The sequence below is a fragment of the Ralstonia condita genome (genome assembly GCF_958405655.1).
GTDB classification, from domain to species: Bacteria; Pseudomonadota; Gammaproteobacteria; order Burkholderiales; family Burkholderiaceae; genus Ralstonia; species Ralstonia condita.
The window spans coordinates 21,122-38,426 of sequence record NZ_CATYWO010000009.1; the positions used below are offsets into that span (position 1 = coordinate 21,122).

Below are 17,305 nucleotides of genomic sequence, written 5' to 3' on the forward strand. Positions count from 1 at the left end.
AAACCGTTGTAAAGGGCTCTTTTTCATTGCGCGCGATGCGGTGTAAAAATGACCATGCCAATACCATGGCGTATCGCAATAGGTGCGATTAAATACAAACAAGGCATGCCGATTTTTATAAAGTCTGTGTGCGGCTGACGGGTGCCGGATGTCCATTCGGTGTGTGCAGGTGTCCCGCGCGCGCGGAACCGGCGCATTACAATGCGCTCCTCAACTCTTTCCGGAGCCCCCCGCAATGCCGATGCTTGAACCGTCCGCGCTGGACCAACTGTTCCACGAAGCCCGTACTCACAACGTGTGGCTGGACAAGCCGGTCGACGACGAACTGCTGCACACGCTGTACGACACCGTGAAGTACGGCCCGACGGCGGCCAACAGCACGCCGGCCCGCTTCGTGTTCGTCAAGAGCCCCGCGGCCAAGGATCGGCTCGTTCCCTGCATGTCGGCGGGCAACCAGGAGAAGACCCGCCAGGCACCCGTGACCGTGATCGTTGCTTACGACACGCAATTCCACGAGCAGTTGCCGAAGCTGTTTCCGCATACCGACGCGCGTTCGTGGTACGCGGGCGACCAGGCCAAGATCAATGCAGCCGCGCTGATGAACAGCTCGCTGCAGGGTGGCTACCTGGTGATCGCAGCCCGCGCGCTGGGCCTGGATTGCGGCCCGATGGCCGGTTTCGACGCCAACAAGGTCAACGAGACGTTCTTCCCCGATGGACAGTGGAAGGTCAACTTCATCATGAACATCGGCTACGGTGATGCGCAGAAGCTGCACCCGCGCAACCCGCGCCTGTCGTTCGAGGAGGCGTGCAAGATCGTTTGATCGACAACTGGTCGCGCAAAGAAAACGGGGACTCGCATCAGAAGCTGCGGTCCCCGTTTTTCATTCCTTCGGTGCCGGCGTCTTCGGCCTGAATTCGCACAGTGGCTCGATGGCGCAGTGCCAGCATTCGGGCTTGCGCGCCTTGCACACGTAGCGCCCGTGCAGAATCAGCCAGTGGTGCGCGTCCTGGCGAAACTCCTCCGGTACCACCTTCAGCAGCTTGAGCTCGACTTCGAGCACGTTCTTGCCGGGCGCCAGCCCGGTGCGGTTCGCCACGCGGAAGATGTGCGTATCCACGGCGATCGTCGGCTCGCCGAAGGCCGTGTTCATCACCACGTTGGCGGTCTTTCGGCCCACGCCGGGCAGCGCTTCGAGCGCAGCGCGGTCGCGTGGCACTTCACCGCCATACTGGTCGAGCAGGATATGGCACGTCTGCAGGATGTGCTTGCACTTGGTGCGATACAGCCCGATCGTCTTGATGTACTCGGTGATGCCTTGTTCCCCCAGCGCCAGCATCTTGGCCGGCGTGTCCGCCACGGGAAAGAGTTTGCGCGTGGCCTTGTTCACACCCACGTCGGTCGCCTGTGCGGAGAGCAGTACCGCAATCAGCAACTCGAACGGCGTCGTGTATTCCAGCTCGGTGGTGGGCGTCGGGTTGTTCTCGCGCAGGGTCTCGAAGATGGCGCGGCGCTTGGCGGGATTCATCGGCGGGGCGGGGCAGCGGACGGTGTCAGGGCGTCGGTATCGGGTTTGGCGAGATCGGCAAGACGCTTGCGGCGCGCTTCGGCCTCATCGATCTGCGCCTGCACGTCTGCCGAGACATCCGTCACATTGCGCGGACCTTGCCCGCGTGCAGCCATCTCGGCCTGCTTCTGCCGGGCGCGTTCGATGGCCGCCTGGATGATCGCCTTCTTGCGCGCCTGTGCTTCACGTTCGGCATCGCTGGCGGGTTGTTCTGCGCTCACTGCCGCCAGCTTGGCTGCGGCTTTGGCCGCCAGGCGCGCTTCGTTCTCGGCTTGTTCGCGCTTGAGCCGGGCGTTTCGGAACGTGTAGCGATCGCGGGCGAGGTCGGCCTGTTCCTGGCTCCAGGCATCCCACCCCGTGCGGTCCCCTGTTACGGGCACCATGTCGATGCAATCGACAGGGCAGGGAGGCACGCAAAGGTCGCAACCCGTGCACCAGTCTTCGAGCACCACATGCATTGCCTTGGGCGCGCCGACGATGGCGTCGACCGGGCAGGCCTGGATGCACAGCGTGCAGCCGATGCAGCGCTCCGGGTCGATGACGGCCACGGCGCGGGGTTGCTCCACGCCGTTGGAGGGATCCAGCGGCAGCAACCCGCCTGTCCGCCCCAGCGCTGCACTGAGACGGCGAATGCCTTCCTGGCCGCCAGGCGGGCAGCGGTTGGGCAGCGCCTCGCCGCAGGCCATGGCTTCTGCGTAAGGGCGGCAGCCGTTGTAGCCGCACTTCGTGCATTGCGTTTGCGGCAGCAGACGTTCGAGCCGGTCGGCCAACTCACCGGCCTGGGACGGGGCCAAGGAAGCCACGATGGGATTTGTCGTTTGAATAGTTTGCCATTATCGCCGATTTGTTGGGGGCGCAAGCGGTGCATGCCCTGACATCGCTTGCGGCAGGTCACGCGTTGACCGTATGACATAATCCTTGCGTTCCAAACGGACCGACGTGCCATGCCGTCTCACCCAGTCGCGCCGCTCGCCGACATTGATCCGGTCGAAGTCCAGGGCGATTCCGCCGCGCCCCGCGCCCGTCGCGACCCCGCTGGCACGCGCCGGCGCATCCTGGCTGCGGCCGTCGAAGAATTCTCGCGTGGGGGCTATGCGGGTGCCCGTGTCGACGCCATCGCGCGTCGCGCCGAAACCAACGAGCGGATGCTGTATTACTACTACGGCAGCAAGGAGAAGCTCTTCCTGACCGTGCTCGAACACATGTACTTCCGCTTCAAGGACGCTGAAGAGCAGGTGCAGATCGAGTCGTCGGACCCTCGTGAGGCGGTCATCCAGCTGGCGCGTTTCGTGTGGGATTTCTATTACGAGAACCCCGAATTCATCCGCCTGCTCAACAGCGAAAACCTGCACGAGGCGCGGCATCTGAAGACATCGCCGCACTTGGTCGAACTGGTCAACCCCGTCATTGAAGTGCTGCGCGGGGTGGTCGAGCGCGGCCAGCGCAGCGGCATCTTTCGCGCTGACGTCGATGTGTTGCGTCTGTACCTGACGATCTCGGCGCTGGGCTATTACGTGCTGTCCAACCGCTATACGATCAGCGCGGTCGTGGGCCGCGACATCGCCTCGGCGGACGAGCACGAGGCGTTCGCGCAACTGCATATCCAGATGCTGCTGGCCTACCTGGAGCGGCCCGAGCGTTGAAGCCAGGGCCGCATCAAACGAAAAAAAGCCTCGCGATCGCGAGGCTTTTTTCATCGGTAGCCATGGTCAGGCGACGGCCTTGATGCGCGGTGCGTTCTCGTCGTATCGGCGGATGAAATCGCGCAGCTGCGGATAGACTTGCTCGCGCCAGCGGCGGCCCGAGAAGATGCCGTAGTGACCGCACTTGGGTGCCGTCAGGTGCTGCTTGCGCGCTTTGGGGATGCCGGTGCAGAGCGCATGCGCAGCTTCGGTCTGACCGCTTCCGGAGATGTCGTCGAGCTCGCCTTCGATGGTGAAAAGCGCGGTGCCCTTGATGTCCTGCGGGCGTACGGGCTTGCCTCCCACCACCCACGTCCCGTTGGCCAGGTGGAACTCCTGAAACACGTCGCGGATGGTTTCGAGGTAGTACTCGGCCGCCATGTCGAGCACGGCGTTGTACTCGTCGTAGAACCGCACGTGGGCTTCTGCGTCTTCCGTGTCGCCTTCAATCAGGTTCAGGTAATAGTCGTAGTGCGAGGAGACGTGGCGATCAGGATTCATCGCCACGAAACCGGCATGCTGCAGAAAGCCCGGATACACGCGGCGGCCATGTCCAGGGTAATTGGCGGGCACCGTGTAGATCACGTTGTTCTCGAACCAGCTGTGCGCCTTGTTGGTTGCCAGCGAGTTGACGGCCGTCGGGCTTTTGCGCGCGTCGATGGGGCCACCCATCATCGTCATGGTGCGCGGCGTCTTTTCGCCCTCCGAGGCCATGAGCGAAATGGCGGCGAGCACCGGCACGGTCGGCTGGCAGACCGAGATCACATGCAGCTTGTCCGCCCCGATATGGTTGATGAACTCGCGGATGTAGCTGATGTAGTCCGCCAGGTGGAAGGCCCCTTGCTCGATCGGCACCATGCGCGCATCGATCCAGTCGGTTACGTACACCTTGTGGTCCTGCAGCAGCGTGCGCACGGTATCGCGCAGCAGCGTGGAGTGGTGTCCCGACAGCGGCGCGCACACCAGTACCACCGGTTCATCCTTGAGCAGCTTGATGGTCTCGGCGTCGTCCGCGTAGCGCTTGAAGCGGATCAGGCGGCAGAACGGCTTCTCGATGATGGTTTGTTCGACGATCGGAATATCGCGCCCGTTCGACTTGACGGAGCGGATGCCGAATTCCGGTTTTTCGTATTCCTTGCCCAGGCGGTACAGCAGTTCATAGCCTGCCGCATAGCGTTGTGCACCCGGCAGCAGCGACAGCGGGCTCAGCGGGTTGGTGAAAGTCTTGGCGGTTGCCTGAGCCCAGGCCGTCATCGGGCTGAGCATGGCACGCTGGAATTCATGGAGCTGATAAAGCATGGCTGGACCGGTTCGTGGTGGCGGGATCAACCCAAACGATTATGCACCTCAGTGCAGGATACTGCGATGCAGCACAAACCCTGATAAGGGTATGTAGCGAGGTTTGTATGATGCGCCTGTGTCAGCCTGGCGGCATGCAGCAAAAAAGCGGCCGAAGCCGCTTTTCTTTTTGCAATTGCACCTAAGGCGTGACGCCTACGGCACCTTACAGAACGTCGGCGATGGCATTCACCACGGCGTCGATGTTGTGCGTGTTCAGCGCGGCCACGCAGATGCGGCCGGTCGACACGGCGTAGATGCCGTGCTCGTTGCGCAGGCGATCCACTTGCGCGGAGGTCAGACCCGAATACGAGAACATGCCGCGCTGGGCCTTCACGAACGAGAAGTCGGTCTTCACGCCCTTGGCGGCCAGCTTGTCGACCAGTGCATTACGCATCGACTTGATGCGGTCACGCATTTCGCCCAGCTCCTGTTCCCACATTGCGCGCAGCTCGGGGCTCGTCAACACGCTGGCGACGATCGTGCCACCGTGCGTCGGCGGGTTCGAGTAGTTCGTGCGGATCACGCGCTTGACTTGCGACAGCACGCGGGTCGCTTCGTCCTTGCTGGTCGTCACGATCGACAGCGCCCCGACGCGCTCGCCGTACAGCGAGAACGACTTCGAGAACGAGCTGGAGACGAAGAACGGCAGGCCGGATTCGGCAAACAGGCGCACGGCCAGGCCATCTTGCTGGATGCCGTCGGCAAAGCCTTGGTAGGCCATGTCCAGGAACGGAATCAGGTTCTTGGCCTTGATGACTTCCACGACCTGCTTCCACTGCTCGGTGGTCATGTCCACGCCGGTCGGGTTGTGGCAGCAGGCGTGCAGCACGACGATCGTGTTCGGCGCGTAGCTGTTGAGCGAATCCATCATGCCGGCGAAGTTCAGGCCGTGCGACGGGGCATCGTAGTACGCGTAGTTGACCACTTCGAAGCCGGCCGACTCGAACAGCGCGCGGTGGTTTTCCCAGCTCGGGTCGGAAATGGCGACCTTGGCGTCCGGGTACAGGCGCTTGAGGAAGTCGGCACCGATCTTCAGTGCGCCGGTGCCGCCCAGGGCTTGTGCGGTGACCACGCGGCCTTCGGTGATCAGGGGCGATTCAGCGCCGAACAGCAGCTTCTGCACGGCCTGGTCGTAGGCGGCAATGCCTTCGATCGGCAGGTAGCCACGCGGGGCAGAGGCAGCCAGGCGGGCCTTCTCGGCTTCCTGCACGGCGCGCAGCACCGGGATTTTCCCTTCGTCGGTGAAGTACACGCCCACGCCCAGATTCACTTTGGTGCTGCGGGTATCGGCGTTGAAGGCTTCATTCAGGCCCAGGATGGGATCGCGCGGGGCCAGTTCGACGGCGGAGAAAAGCGACATGATGTCTCTATCGGTTGGTTCGGGATTCGGTGGGATCTTCAGGCGGTGCGGCGCGGATTCCGGGGCGGATTGCCGGGCGCGGCTGGCACGACTCCGAATTGTACCGAATACGGGCTCTAATCGCCCGAAAAATCCCTGCAGAACAGCGGCTTGAAGCGTTTGAAGGACCGCTACAGTTGGGCGAGACCCCGCGCTCAAACGATTGCCGGAGCAGCACGCTACACTACAAGGCCGGTTGCATTCGCCGCTGCCGCCCCAACTTGCAAGGAGCGTGAGCGTCACTTTGCCGAGTGCTTGCGTTGCCATCCCCTCCGCCGCCATGACCGATCTGAGCCAAGTCCCCAGCCCGTACGACGAATCGAAGTTTGTGACGTTCGAGGGCTCGCCGTTCCAGTTGTACCAGCCGTATCCGCCGGCCGGCGACCAGCCGGAGGCGATCCGCCAGCTGGTCGAGAACATTGGTGATGGCCTGTCGTACCAGACGCTACTGGGCGTGACGGGTTCGGGCAAGACGTTCACCATGGCGAATGTGATCGCGCAGGTGGGGCGGCCGGCCATTGTGTTTGCGCCGAACAAGACGCTGGCGGCGCAGTTGTATTCGGAGTTTCGCGAGTTCTTCCCGCGCAATGCGGTGGAGTACTTCGTCTCGTACTACGACTACTACCAGCCCGAAGCCTATGTGCCCCAGCGTGATCTTTTCATCGAGAAGGATTCGTCGATCAACGAGCACATCGAGCAGATGCGGCTGTCGGCCACCAAGAGCCTGCTGGAGCGCCGCGATGTGGTGATCGTGGCCACCGTGTCGGCCATCTACGGTATCGGCAACCCGAGCGAATACCACCAGATGATCCTGACGCTGCGCGCGGGCGACAAGGTCAGCCAGCGTGACGTGATCGCGCGCCTGATCGCCATGCAGTACACGCGTAACGAGACCGATTTCCAGCGGGGCACGTTCCGTGTGCGCGGCGACACGGTCGACATTTTTCCGGCTGAGCACGCAGAGATGGCCGTGCGCCTGGAACTGTTCGACGACGAGGTCGAATCGCTGCAGTTGTTCGATCCGCTGACGGGCCGCGTGCGGCAGAAGATTCCGCGCTTCACGGTGTACCCGTCGAGCCACTACGTGACGCCGCGCGAGACTGTGCTGCGCGCCATCGAGACCATCAAGGCCGAGTTGCGCGAACGGCTCGATTTCTTCTACAAGGAAAACAAGCTGGTGGAAGCGCAGCGGCTGGAGCAGCGCACGCGCTTCGACCTGGAGATGCTGCAGGAGCTGGGCTTCTGTAAGGGCATCGAGAACTATTCGCGACACTTGTCCGGCTCCGCGCCGGGCGAGCCGCCGCCGACGCTGGTCGACTACCTGCCGCCCGATGCGCTGATGTTCCTCGATGAATCGCACGTGCTGATCGGTCAGCTCAACGGCATGTACAACGGCGACCGCGCGCGCAAGGAAACGTTGGCCGAATACGGCTTCCGTCTGCCTTCCGCGCTCGATAACCGGCCGCTCAAGTTTGCCGAGTTCGAGACCAAGATGCGGCAGGTGACATTTGTCTCGGCCACGCCCGGCGATTACGAAAAACAGAAGGCGGGCACCGAGGTCGTCGAGCAGGTCGTCCGGCCAACCGGTCTGGTCGATCCAACAATCGAAGTGCGCCCGGCCACGACACAGGTCGACGATCTGCTCTCGGAAATCCACCTGCGCGTGGAAGCCGGCGAGCGTGTGCTGGTGACGACGCTGACCAAACGCATGGCCGAGCAGTTGACCGAGTTCCTGTCGGAGAACGGCATCAAGGTCCGCTACCTGCATTCGGACATCGACACCGTCGAGCGCGTCGAAATCATCCGCGACCTGCGCCTGGGCACGTTCGACGTGCTGGTCGGTATCAACCTGCTGCGTGAGGGGCTGGACATTCCCGAGGTATCGCTGGTGGCAATCCTGGATGCGGACAAGGAGGGCTTCCTGCGCGCCGAGCGCTCGCTCATCCAGACGATCGGGCGCGCGGCCCGCAATGTCAATGGTAAAGCCATTCTCTACGCCGATCGCATCACCGATTCGATGCGCAAGGCCATCGATGAGACCGAACGCCGCCGCGCCAAGCAGATCGCCCACAACGCGGCGCACGGCATCACGCCGCGCGGCGTGGTCAAGCGCATCAAGGACATCATCGACGGCGTGTACAACGTCGACGACGCACGCGCCGAACTCAAGGCGGCGCAAGAGGCCGCCAAGTACGAGGACATGAGCGAAAAGCAGGCGTCCAAGGAAATCAAGCGCCTGGAAAAGCAGATGCTCGACCACGCCAAGAATCTCGAATTCGAAAAGGCGGCAGCGGTGCGGGATCAGCTTGCGAAACTCAAGTCCCAGCTCTTTGGCGCCAGCGGGGAAGACCATATCGTTCCGGCCGCCTGAACCGCACGGCCGTCTATCGGCAAGCCATGCCGGACCTCCTGCGAGGGGGGCGGCGCTTGCTGTTGAAACACGTTCAGATCAGATTGGGGCGCAGTGCGCCGCCTGATTGGCGAACCAGGACACGGTGCCGCCCACGGGCGCGTGTGTCCGTCATCAAGGGAGTTCGATGTTTGATTTTCTGCTCAGTCCGTGGCGCAAGTGGCGCGCTTCCCGGCACGCCAGCCATCAGCTCGACGCCATCCTGGCGCAGTTCGAGCCTGCACGCAGCCTGGCCGAACGCAATGAATGGCTGATTGAACTGGCTTACTGGCTGCGCCGTACCGATCGGCCAGAGGGCGCTGCTTCGGAATCGTGGCGCTATGCGCGTCTGCGCTATCTGCTGCAGGTGCTGGAAAACAATCCCGCGCTGGCTGAACGGGTTGGTCGGACGCTGCGCAGCATTGCCGAAGATAACGATCCGGTGTCGCTGCTGTGTGATACGGGCCTGTCGTCGCGAGCCGGTTTCTGGGGCGAGCTGATCGACCGGTGGCAGGCGCGCTTCTTGCCGCCCGCGCCGAACGAACCCCAGCTGGCAACGCTGTTCGCACTGTTGTTCGTCGGCCCCCACGATGCCGCGTGGGTCGACGGCCTGGACGACGAACTGGTGATACGCCTGCGTGCCCTGTTGCGTGCCGGTCTGGGTGATACGGACGAGACCCCCGGCCAGACGCGGCTGGAGCGCAGCCTCGGCATCAGCATTCAGATCCTGGTCAGCCAGGTGCGGGCGGCGGGGCTGTCGCGCGCGATTCGCACCCGCATGGACCATGCGGATGTCACCGAGCTACCGTTCTACCGGCTTGCCGACGCGGCCAACGCGATCTTCCTCGAACGCGAGGGTGAAGGCCCTGTCAGCCCTGAGCGCTTCGCGCAGCGCCTCAATTACTTTCGCGCCATGCTGGATGAATGCCGCACGGCCACGGCAAGCGTCTATCAGCATCTCGACGAGAATGGTGTCTCGGTCGAAGTCGTGTTCCAGGTCGAGCGCATGAAGGCGTGGCTCGGCCGTATCGACCTGTTGCTCACGGCCTGGGCCGACACACGAGCCACGCGTCGCTTCACGCACCTGACGGCGGAGCTTGTCTCGGCAAGTCAGCATCGCCGCAGCGTCGGCTACCTCGTCCGTTCTACGTTTGCCGATCTGGCGCGCAAGGTGGTCGAGCGTTCCGCCGAAACCGGTGAGCACTACATCACCCGGGACCGTCAGGAATACGGCGCCATGGTGAGGGCGGCGGCTGGCGGCGGGGTCATCACGGCGGCCACGGTGTATCTGAAGTTCTTCATTACCGGCGCGCACCTGACACGCTTTACCGAAGGCCTGTTGGCGTCAATCAATTACGCAGTCAGCTTTCTCGGCATTCACTTCGCGCATTTCACGCTTGCGACCAAGCAGCCGGCCATGACCGCGCCCGCGCTGGCGCACCGGCTCGATCAGGTGGGCCGCCCGGAGGGGCTGGACCGCTTTGTCGACGATACCGTCGCCATGATCCGCTCCAACGCGGCAGCGATTGCCGGGAACCTCCTGGCGGTGGCGCCGGTGGCGTTCCTCGTGCAGTGGGCGGCGGCGCGGCTGCTGCACACGAACCTGATTACGCCCGAAAAGGCGGTAGCGACCATCGATTCGTTCACGATCCTTGGGCCGACGCCGTTGTATGCCATCTTCACAGGGGTGTTGCTGTGGGCATCGAGCCTGGCCGCAGGCTGGGCCGATAACTGGTTCGCATTACATCGCGTGCATGATGTGATCGCCTACCACCGGCGCTTGCGCTTCATGGTGGGCGGGCGGGGTGCCCAGCGCCTGGCCGCGTTCTGCAAGCGCAATCTCTCGGGCATTGTCGCCAACGTGTCGCTGGGCTTCATGCTCGGGTTGGGGCCGGAGATCGTGTCGTTTTTCGGGCCGCATGTGGAGGTGCGGCACGTCACGCTGTCGACCGGCGCCGTGGCTACCGCCGTGGGCGTGCTCGGGGCTGGCGTGATGCACACCGCTGCGTTCTGGCTGGCCGTCGCCGGCATTGCGCTGATGGGCGTGCTCAACGTGCTGGTGTCATTTGCGCTGGCGTTCAACATGGCGATGCGTTCGCGCAATCTGCGCGGGCTGGATCGCAAGCGCATCACGCGTGCGATCTGGCGACGCATCCTGCGCGATCCGCTGTGCCTGCTCGTGCCGCGTGCCGCCACCGCGGCCATGCCGCCTGGCAGCAGTTCCGCAGCCTGAGTGTGCCGGGCGGGAGGGACGCCCTGGCTCAGGGTGCGTGGGCGGCCAGCAAGCCCAATTCGCTGCGGAAGGGGATGGACGGCTGCGCACCCAGCCGCGTGACCGACACGGCCGCCGCCGCCTGCCCAAACTGGATAGCCGCGTCCGGCGTCGCCCCTTCCGCCAGTGCCGTGGCCAGCGCACCGACGAACGTGTCGCCCGCGGCGGTGGTGTCGATGGCGTGAGCGCTGGGAGCGGCCATGAGCAGCCGCCTGGTGGCGTCCACATAGGCAATGCCGCGCGCACCCAGCGTGACAATCACGCGCCGCGCGCCCTGCGCGTGCAACTCGGCGGCGGCATCCAGGGCGGCTTCGGGAGAGTCGACCGGCCGGGTCGTCAGGAGCGCGGCTTCGGTCTCATTCGGGATCAGATAATCGCAGGCGGCCAGCCACGGCGTGGGCAGCGGGCCAATGGCCGGTGCCGGATTCAGGATGACCGTCTTGCCCAGCTGCTGGCCGAGCTTGAGTGCGTACTCGACCGCGTCCGGCGGGGATTCCAACTGGCAGACGACCACGCGAGCGCGCTCGAACGCAGCGCGCTGCGCTTCGATCATGGCGGGTGTGAGCAACTGGTTGGCGCCCGCAACGATCACGATGGTGTTCTGACCGTTGTCGGATACCGTCACGCAGGCGATGCCCGTGGTGACCCCGGGATGGGCAGACACCATCGACGTATCCACGCCCTCGCGTCGCAAGCCGTCGCGCAGGGCCATGCCGTGCGCGTCATCGCCCACGCAGCCCAGCATGGCGACCCGGCCACCCAGCCGCGCCGCAGCCACCGCCTGATTGGCGCCTTTGCCGCCCGGAATGGTCTCCAGGGCAGGTGCTGAAACCGTTTGTCCGGGGCGCGGCAAGCGCGGCGTGCGGATCACGAGATCCATGTTGAGGCTGCCGACGATCAGCACGTCGGCAGCTTCGAAGGCGGAAGGGCGCTTTACCACCATGGCGGGACTACGTTGAGGAAGGATGGGCAGATCGGGGTCAGGCAGCACGTGCCGGGCGCGCCGGCTCGGCGGTCGACTCGCGCAGCGACAGCCGCGGCGGCAGCACGATACGGCGGGCCTGGCGCTCGTCGGTAGGGTGGCGCAGCGCCGCGTCGTTCAGTTGCTCGAGCAGCGTGGTGGCAGTGGTCTCGCCCAGCTGCCGGATCGACTGTCCAACGGTGGACAGGGCCGGATACACGTAGCGGCTCAGCTCGATGTCGTCAAAGCCGATGATCGATAGTGCTTTCGGCACCGGGATGCCCAGTTCGGCGGCGGCACGCAGGGCGCCGATGCCCATCAGGTCATTGCTGGCGAAGATGGCGGTAGGCTGTTCGCCTTCGGTCAGCAGTTGTCGCGCGGCGCGGTAGCCGCCGGGGCTGGTGAAGTCGCCCTCTGCCACGCGGACAGACGCCTCCGGTACACCGGCCTCACGCAGCGCGCGGTGAAAGCCGGCCAGGCGCCCTGCGGTCACGCTCAGCTCCGAGGGGCCGCTGATGCAGGCGATGCGCCGGTGGCCAAGCTCCAGCAGATGCTTGGTGGCAAGGTAGGCGCCTTCCTCGTGGTCGACCTGTACCTGGTCGGCCTGGATGCCCTCGGTAGGCCGGTCGACCATCACCACTGGCAGGGCGGATTCTCCCAGGGCCTCGATCAGCGCATTGTCCGGCCCCGCGCTGCTGACGATGATGCCGTCGACACGCTTCTCCATCAGCACGCGCAGGTAGTCACGCTGCTTGCGCGGATCGTCGTCGGAATTGCACAGGATCACGCTGTAGCCCGCTGCGGCACAGACATCCTCGATGCCGCGGGCAAGCTCGGCAAAGTACGGATTGGTGGCAGTGGGCACGAGCACGCCGATGGTGCGCGTGGTGCGGTGCTTGAGCGACCGCGCCACGGCGCTGGGCACGTAGCGCGTCGCGCGGATGGCTTCTTCCACGCGCTTACGCGTTTCGGCATTGACGGGTCGCGTGTTGTTGATGACGTGCGAGACGGTGGTGAACGAAACCCCGGCCAATGCGGCGACGTCCTTGATGGTTGCCATGCTGAACTCCTCTGTCTCGATTAATGCTGTTTGGCGCGGTTGCGCCGACTGCGATAGGTATCCATGACCACGGCCGCGACGATGACCGCGCCCGTGATGATTCGTTTGGTGGGCTCGGACGCGCCGATCTGCGCAAGGCCCGACTCCAGCACCGAGATGATGAGCACGCCGAACAGCGTGCGCGCCACCGAGCCGCGTCCGCCCATCAGGCTGGTGCCACCGATCACCACGGCAGCGATCACCTGCAGCTCCATGCCGACACCGGCGTTCGGGTCGGCGGCTTCCAGCCGCGACACCTGGAACAGCGCGGCCAGGCCCGATAGCAGGCCCATCAGCGCGAAGACGGCGATCTTGTAGGGGCGCGGGTTCACGCCCGCCAGCCGCACGGCTTCTTCATTGGTGCCAATGGCGACGAGGTAGCGTCCGAACACCGTGCGCACCAGCACGATCTGCCCGGCCACCGTGATGACAACGGCAATCAGGAATGCCGGCGCAATCCCCAGCGCAATCGGGTTGGCCAGCCAGTCGACCGCGCTGCCGATGTAGACCGTGCGCGAATCCGTCAGGCTGTAGGCCAGGCCGCGTGCCATTTCCAGCACGCCCAGCGACACGATGAACGACGGAATGCCCCAATGCACCGTCACCGTGCCGGTGAGCATGCCGGCCGCCGTGGCAAGTGCCACACCCGCCAGCGCCGCCGGCAGCAGACCCCAGCCGAACTGCGTCATGGCGACCGACAGCACCGACGCCGCGAGCGCCAGCACCGAGCCCACCGACAGATCGATGCCGCCGATCATCAGGATGAACGTCATCCCCACGGCCATCACGAGCAGGTCGGGGATCTCGTTTGCGATGGTGGTGAAGGTGGATACCGTGAGGAACGTGGACGACAGCGACCCGAACAGCACCAGCATGGCGACGAGCGCTGCGAGCAGTCCCCCGATGGCGCCGAGCGACATGCCCAGCGCCGAGCGCGCGCTGGCTACCGTCGTACCGGGTGCAGGTGGCAAGGTGGAATCAGAGCGCATCGGCGATCTCCGGGGAGGACTTGGGAGGCAGCGGATCGGATTCCCCCGATTCGCCGAACGCAGCCGCCAGCAGGGCGTCCTGGCTCCAGCCGTGGCGCGGGAAGATGTGTGTCAGGCGGCCCTCACGCATGACGCCAATGCGATCGCATAGCTGCATGAGTTCGCGCAGGTCGCTGGAGACCACCACAAGCGCCTTGCCACGTGCGGCCAGCGCGCCGAGCAGCGTGTAGATGTCGAACTTGGCGCCCACGTCAACGCCGCGTGTGGGCTCGTCGAACAGCAGGACAGGCGTGTCGCGCTCGAGCCACCGGGCGATCGCCACCTTCTGCTGATTGCCGCCCGAGAGTTCGCCCACGGGTTGATCCGGTCCGGCGCAGCGAATGCGCAGCGCGCCAATGTGGCGTTGCGCCAGCGCACGTTCGCGTGCCGGTTGCAGCCAGCCGTGGCTTGTCACAGCCGGCATGTTGCCCAGCGCCATGTTGGTCGCGATCGGCAGACCGAGCAACAGGCCCTCGTCCTTGCGGTCTTCGGTGAGCAGGCTGATCCCGTGGCGCACCGCATCGCCCGGGGATTTGATGCGTACGGGCCTCAGTGGCGAGCCCACCTCGACGGTGCCTGCGTCCGCGCGATCCGCGCCGAAGATCAGCCGCAGCAGCTCTGTGCGACCTGCGCCCACCAGTCCCGCGATACCGAAGATCTCCCCCCGCGCCACATCGAACGACACGCCGCGCACGGCGGGCACACGCGTGAGCCCTGTCACGCGCAGCGCGGGGGCGCCATCGCCTGGCGACGACTCGCGGGGGGCGCGTCGGGTCTCGGGCGAAGCGGGCACGTCTCGGCCGATCATCGCCTGGATCAACGCGTCCTGCGTGACCGTTGCCGCGGGCGCGTCCGTGATGAGCCTGCCGTCGCGCAGCACGACGATGCGGTCCGCAACGCGCGCGAGCTCGTCGAGGCGGTGAGAGATGTAGAGGATCGCCACTCCCTCGCGGCGCAGCGCGTCGATGCGCCGGAACAGCGTGGCGCTCTCGTGCGCGCTCAGCATGGCGGTCGGCTCATCGAGGATCAGCACGCGGCAGGCACTCGCCAGGGCGCGTGCAATTTCGATCATCTGCCGATGGCCGATGCCGAGTGTGTGCACGGGCGTCCACGGGTCGAGGTCCAGGCCGACGCGCGCAAGCGCTTGCTCGGCCCGGCGGCGCAGGGTGGTGCGGTCAACAAAGCCCAGCCGGCGCGGCAGCTCTCCGATCAACAGGTTTTCCGCCACGGTAAGCGTGGGCACCATGCTCAGTTCCTGCAGCACCATGCGCACACCCAACGCCTCAGCGGCATGGCGCGAGGCCGGCGCGTACGCGGTTCCGCCTAACGTCATCGAGCCGGAAGTCGGCGTCTCGAGTCCGCAGAGGATCTTGGACAGCGTGCTCTTGCCCGCGCCGTTCTCCCCGGTGAGCGCGAGCACTTCGCCCGCTTGCACGTCGAGATCGATCTCGCGCAGCACGGGAGCGGCGTAGTGCTTGCTGATGGCAGAAGCGCGCAGCAGGGGAGGGCGCGGTTCGTGGGCGGCTGGCATGGCTGGCGGCGGCTGGCCTGTCTGGGGCGTTACGTGCGCGTGACGAGGTTGACCGGCGTCTCGACGACACCCGACAGCTTCGCCTGCGGCGTCTTGGCCGCCAGCGCCCTCAGGGCGGTCTCGATGCCATAGACGGCCTGCTGGTCGGCGTGCTGGTCTGCGGTGGCTGCCACGCGCCCGTCGGCCAGCATGGCCTTGATCGCGTCGATGTTGTCGTACCCGCCGATCAGCACCTTGCCGATCTTGCCCGCCGCCCGGACGGCCGACACCGCGCCGATCGCCATGTTGTCGTTACCGCACAGCAGGGCTTTCAGGTCAGGCTGCGAACGCAGCATGGCTGCGGCGACCTTGTTGCCCTTGTCGATCTCCCATTCGCCTGATTGCACGCTCACGATCCTGAGCTTGGCCGCCTCTGCTGCATCCTTGAAGCCGGCGGTGCGCTGCTGGGCGTTGGTGGTGGTCGGAATGCCTTCGATGATGGCCACTGCGTCGCCCGGCTTGAGCGACTTCGCGATGAAATCGCCGACCAGCCGTGCGCCCTTTCGGTTGTCAGGGCCGACGAAGGGAACATGCAGCCCCTTCTCCTGGAGCGCGTCCGGGTCCAGCCGGTTGTCGATGTTGATCACGAGAATGCCTGCATCCACGGCCTTCTTGACCACCGGAACCAGCGCCTTGGAATCGGACGGCGCCAGCACCAGCGCATCGACGCGCGAGACGATCATCTGCTCGACCAGGCGGATCTGGCCACCTGTATCCGTTTCATCGCGAATGCCGTTGGCCAGCAACGTGTACTGCGCGGCATGCGCCTTCTGGTGAGCGCGGGCGCCGTTCTCCATGGTCAGGAAGAACTCGTTGGCCAGCGACTTCATCACCAGCGCGATCTTCGGCGGCTGATTGGCGGCACGGGCCAGGGAAAACGACAGGGGCAGTGCAAGTGCAGCAGCTGAGCCCGCGCCAAGTTGCAGGGCGCGGCGACGGCGGATATCCATGGTGTCTCCTCCACGAAGGGACCGATCTGGGCGGGTGAGTGCGGACGTCGTTGCCCAGAGGCATAAGGGCAATCGCGCCACGCCGTTCGCAAACGTTTGCGTATTCGACAGTCTCGTTTGCCACGTAACAAAAGTCAATGAATTTGGATCGGATTCTGCATAAGGGAAAACCCGCGGCCGTTGATTTCCATGCCGGAGACGGGCCAGGGTGCGCTGCGATACCCCTATCGGGCATGGTTGATTGAATTAGTCCACAATACGCTCTGCCGCGCGGCAGCCCGAACACTCGGGCCCGGTAAAGCCCCTTGTTGCGGCGCGGAATCTCCCGACACCTTAGTTGACCGATTTTGTCGGGTTCCTTTATACTTGAGCAAAACGATCAGGTATTTCCCCGACGCCATGAGATTGACCACGAAAGGCCGCTTTGCGGTTACCGCCATGATTGACCTGGCGCTGCGCCAGGAGCATGGGCCGGTCACGCTGGCCGGCATCAGCCAGCGCCAGAAGATTTCGCTCTCGTATCTGGAGCAGCTCTTCGGCAAACTGCGCCGCCACGAGATCGTGGAAAGCGTGCGCGGCCCCGGTGGCGGCTACAGCCTCGCGCGCCGTGCCGATGACGTCACCGTTGCCGACATCATCATCGCCGTGGACGAGCCTCTCGATGCCACGCAGTGTGGCGGCAAAGGCAATTGCGGCGGCGAGGAACACACCGGCCGCTGCATGACGCATGACCTCTGGGCCACGCTCAATCAGAAGATGGTGGAGTACCTCGATTCGGTTTCGCTGCAGAACCTGGTCGATCAGCAACGCGAGCGTCAGCCCGAAGTGCTGCAGGACATGCGCGACGCGCGTCCGGCGCGCCGGGAACGCACCCCGGCCCGTGCGCGTGGCGCCGATGTGCCGGCCGGGCCCGTGCCGGCTGAGCCGGTCAAGCGAGCGCCGCTGGTCAATTCGGTTTTCAGCCTGGCGCAGTCATGATTGCATGATGGCGCGAGCGTGAGGCCTGGCCAGACGAGCCGGTCCCGCATATGGAACATCGCCCCCACA

Annotated in this window: 14 protein-coding genes; 5 read left to right on the forward strand and 9 right to left on the reverse strand. The window is 64.8% G+C overall.

Features of this window, described 5'->3' with window-relative positions; all coding sequences use genetic code 11:
• Positions 1 to 235 precede the first annotated feature (235 nt).
• Entirely contained in the window at positions 236 to 823 is a 588-nt protein-coding gene (locus R2N03_RS19510; RefSeq protein WP_316659512.1) for a malonic semialdehyde reductase, read from the forward strand.
• A gap of 60 nt (positions 824 to 883) precedes the next feature.
• Here the strand turns inward: R2N03_RS19510 and nth are convergent, their stop codons facing one another.
• On the reverse strand, positions 884 to 1,528 hold the full coding sequence (gene nth, locus R2N03_RS19515) for an endonuclease III (RefSeq protein ID WP_316659514.1): 645 nt from the start codon (positions 1,526 to 1,528) through the stop codon (positions 884 to 886).
• Positions 1,525 to 2,370 carry an electron transport complex subunit RsxB gene (rsxB, locus tag R2N03_RS19520; protein WP_316659515.1) on the reverse strand — a complete coding sequence of 282 codons (846 nt, stop codon included), beginning with the start codon at positions 2,368 to 2,370 and terminating at the stop codon, positions 1,525 to 1,527. Before rsxB ends, nth begins: the two co-directional genes overlap by 4 nt.
• A gap of 141 nt (positions 2,371 to 2,511) precedes the next feature.
• Here rsxB and R2N03_RS19525 point away from each other — a divergent pair, with 141 nt between their 5' ends.
• Positions 2,512 to 3,210, forward strand: coding sequence for a TetR/AcrR family transcriptional regulator (locus tag R2N03_RS19525; RefSeq protein WP_316659516.1), 699 nt, complete (start codon positions 2,512 to 2,514; stop codon positions 3,208 to 3,210).
• Between the two features lie 66 nt (positions 3,211 to 3,276).
• Here R2N03_RS19525 and R2N03_RS19530 read toward each other — a convergent pair whose 3' ends face one another.
• Together R2N03_RS19530 and R2N03_RS19535 are read right to left on the reverse strand one after the other, a co-directional pair.
• Positions 3,277 to 4,548 carry a polyhydroxyalkanoate depolymerase gene (locus R2N03_RS19530; RefSeq protein WP_316659518.1) on the reverse strand — a complete coding sequence of 424 codons (1,272 nt, stop codon included), beginning with the start codon at positions 4,546 to 4,548 and terminating at the stop codon, positions 3,277 to 3,279.
• A gap of 205 nt (positions 4,549 to 4,753) precedes the next feature.
• On the reverse strand, positions 4,754 to 5,950 hold the full coding sequence (locus R2N03_RS19535; protein WP_316659520.1) for an amino acid aminotransferase: 1,197 nt from the start codon (positions 5,948 to 5,950) through the stop codon (positions 4,754 to 4,756).
• A 319-nt stretch (positions 5,951 to 6,269) separates the two neighbouring features.
• Between R2N03_RS19535 and uvrB the strand changes: the two genes are divergently transcribed.
• Together uvrB and R2N03_RS19545 are read left to right on the forward strand one after the other, a co-directional pair.
• Positions 6,270 to 8,360 (forward strand): excinuclease ABC subunit UvrB, encoded by a 2,091-nt coding sequence (gene uvrB, locus R2N03_RS19540; RefSeq protein ID WP_316659522.1) that lies wholly within the window; start codon positions 6,270 to 6,272, stop codon positions 8,358 to 8,360.
• 166 nt (positions 8,361 to 8,526) lie between these two features.
• On the forward strand, positions 8,527 to 10,611 hold the full coding sequence (locus tag R2N03_RS19545; protein ID WP_316659523.1) for a site-specific recombinase: 2,085 nt from the start codon (positions 8,527 to 8,529) through the stop codon (positions 10,609 to 10,611).
• A 28-nt stretch (positions 10,612 to 10,639) separates the two neighbouring features.
• Here R2N03_RS19545 and rbsK read toward each other — a convergent pair whose 3' ends face one another.
• The 5 genes from rbsK to R2N03_RS19570 are packed head-to-tail and all read right to left on the reverse strand — an operon-like array spanning position 10,640 to position 16,258.
• The gene (gene rbsK, locus R2N03_RS19550) at positions 10,640 to 11,593 is read right to left on the reverse strand and encodes a ribokinase (RefSeq protein ID WP_316659524.1); all 954 of its coding nucleotides are present in this window, start codon (positions 11,591 to 11,593) and stop codon (positions 10,640 to 10,642) included.
• A gap of 37 nt (positions 11,594 to 11,630) precedes the next feature.
• Complete coding sequence (locus tag R2N03_RS19555) at positions 11,631 to 12,671, reverse strand: LacI family DNA-binding transcriptional regulator (RefSeq protein ID WP_316659526.1); 1,041 nt, start codon at positions 12,669 to 12,671, stop codon at positions 11,631 to 11,633.
• Between the two features lie 20 nt (positions 12,672 to 12,691).
• Positions 12,692 to 13,699, reverse strand: coding sequence for an ABC transporter permease (locus tag R2N03_RS19560; RefSeq protein ID WP_316659527.1), 1,008 nt, complete (start codon positions 13,697 to 13,699; stop codon positions 12,692 to 12,694).
• A complete protein-coding gene (locus R2N03_RS19565) occupies positions 13,689 to 15,269 on the reverse strand; it encodes a sugar ABC transporter ATP-binding protein (RefSeq protein WP_316659528.1) in 1,581 nt (526 codons plus the stop codon). The genes R2N03_RS19560 and R2N03_RS19565 overlap by 11 nt, the downstream gene beginning before the upstream one ends.
• A gap of 29 nt (positions 15,270 to 15,298) precedes the next feature.
• Positions 15,299 to 16,258: a sugar ABC transporter substrate-binding protein gene (locus tag R2N03_RS19570; RefSeq protein ID WP_316659529.1), complete on the reverse strand. Its 960-nt coding sequence runs from the start codon at positions 16,256 to 16,258 to the stop codon at positions 15,299 to 15,301.
• A 399-nt stretch (positions 16,259 to 16,657) separates the two neighbouring features.
• Here R2N03_RS19570 and iscR point away from each other — a divergent pair, with 399 nt between their 5' ends.
• On the forward strand, positions 16,658 to 17,236 hold the full coding sequence (gene iscR, locus R2N03_RS19575; RefSeq protein ID WP_316659530.1) for a Fe-S cluster assembly transcriptional regulator IscR: 579 nt from the start codon (positions 16,658 to 16,660) through the stop codon (positions 17,234 to 17,236).
• The last annotated feature ends 69 nt before the right edge of the window (positions 17,237 to 17,305 follow it).

What these genes read in the sequence shown, in the direction of transcription:
- R2N03_RS19565 (WP_316659528.1), bottom strand. Translation starts at nt 15,269, where the DNA reads ATGCCAGCCGCCCACGAACCGCGCCCTCCCCTGCTGCGCGCTTCTGCC.
- R2N03_RS19545 (WP_316659523.1), top strand. Translation starts at nt 8,527, where the DNA reads ATGTTTGATTTTCTGCTCAGTCCGTGGCGCAAGTGGCGCGCTTCCCGG.
- R2N03_RS19535 (WP_316659520.1), bottom strand. Translation starts at nt 5,950, where the DNA reads ATGTCGCTTTTCTCCGCCGTCGAACTGGCCCCGCGCGATCCCATCCTG.
- R2N03_RS19555 (WP_316659526.1), bottom strand. Translation starts at nt 12,671, where the DNA reads ATGGCAACCATCAAGGACGTCGCCGCATTGGCCGGGGTTTCGTTCACC.
- R2N03_RS19560 (WP_316659527.1), bottom strand. Translation starts at nt 13,699, where the DNA reads ATGCGCTCTGATTCCACCTTGCCACCTGCACCCGGTACGACGGTAGCC.
- iscR (WP_316659530.1), top strand. Translation starts at nt 16,658, where the DNA reads ATGAGATTGACCACGAAAGGCCGCTTTGCGGTTACCGCCATGATTGAC.
- R2N03_RS19525 (WP_316659516.1), top strand. Translation starts at nt 2,512, where the DNA reads ATGCCGTCTCACCCAGTCGCGCCGCTCGCCGACATTGATCCGGTCGAA.
- nth (WP_316659514.1), bottom strand. Translation starts at nt 1,528, where the DNA reads ATGAATCCCGCCAAGCGCCGCGCCATCTTCGAGACCCTGCGCGAGAAC.
- R2N03_RS19530 (WP_316659518.1), bottom strand. Translation starts at nt 4,548, where the DNA reads ATGCTTTATCAGCTCCATGAATTCCAGCGTGCCATGCTCAGCCCGATG.
- rbsK (WP_316659524.1), bottom strand. Translation starts at nt 11,593, where the DNA reads ATGGTGGTAAAGCGCCCTTCCGCCTTCGAAGCTGCCGACGTGCTGATC.
- R2N03_RS19510 (WP_316659512.1), top strand. Translation starts at nt 236, where the DNA reads ATGCCGATGCTTGAACCGTCCGCGCTGGACCAACTGTTCCACGAAGCC.
- R2N03_RS19570 (WP_316659529.1), bottom strand. Translation starts at nt 16,258, where the DNA reads ATGGATATCCGCCGTCGCCGCGCCCTGCAACTTGGCGCGGGCTCAGCT.
- uvrB (WP_316659522.1), top strand. Translation starts at nt 6,270, where the DNA reads ATGACCGATCTGAGCCAAGTCCCCAGCCCGTACGACGAATCGAAGTTT.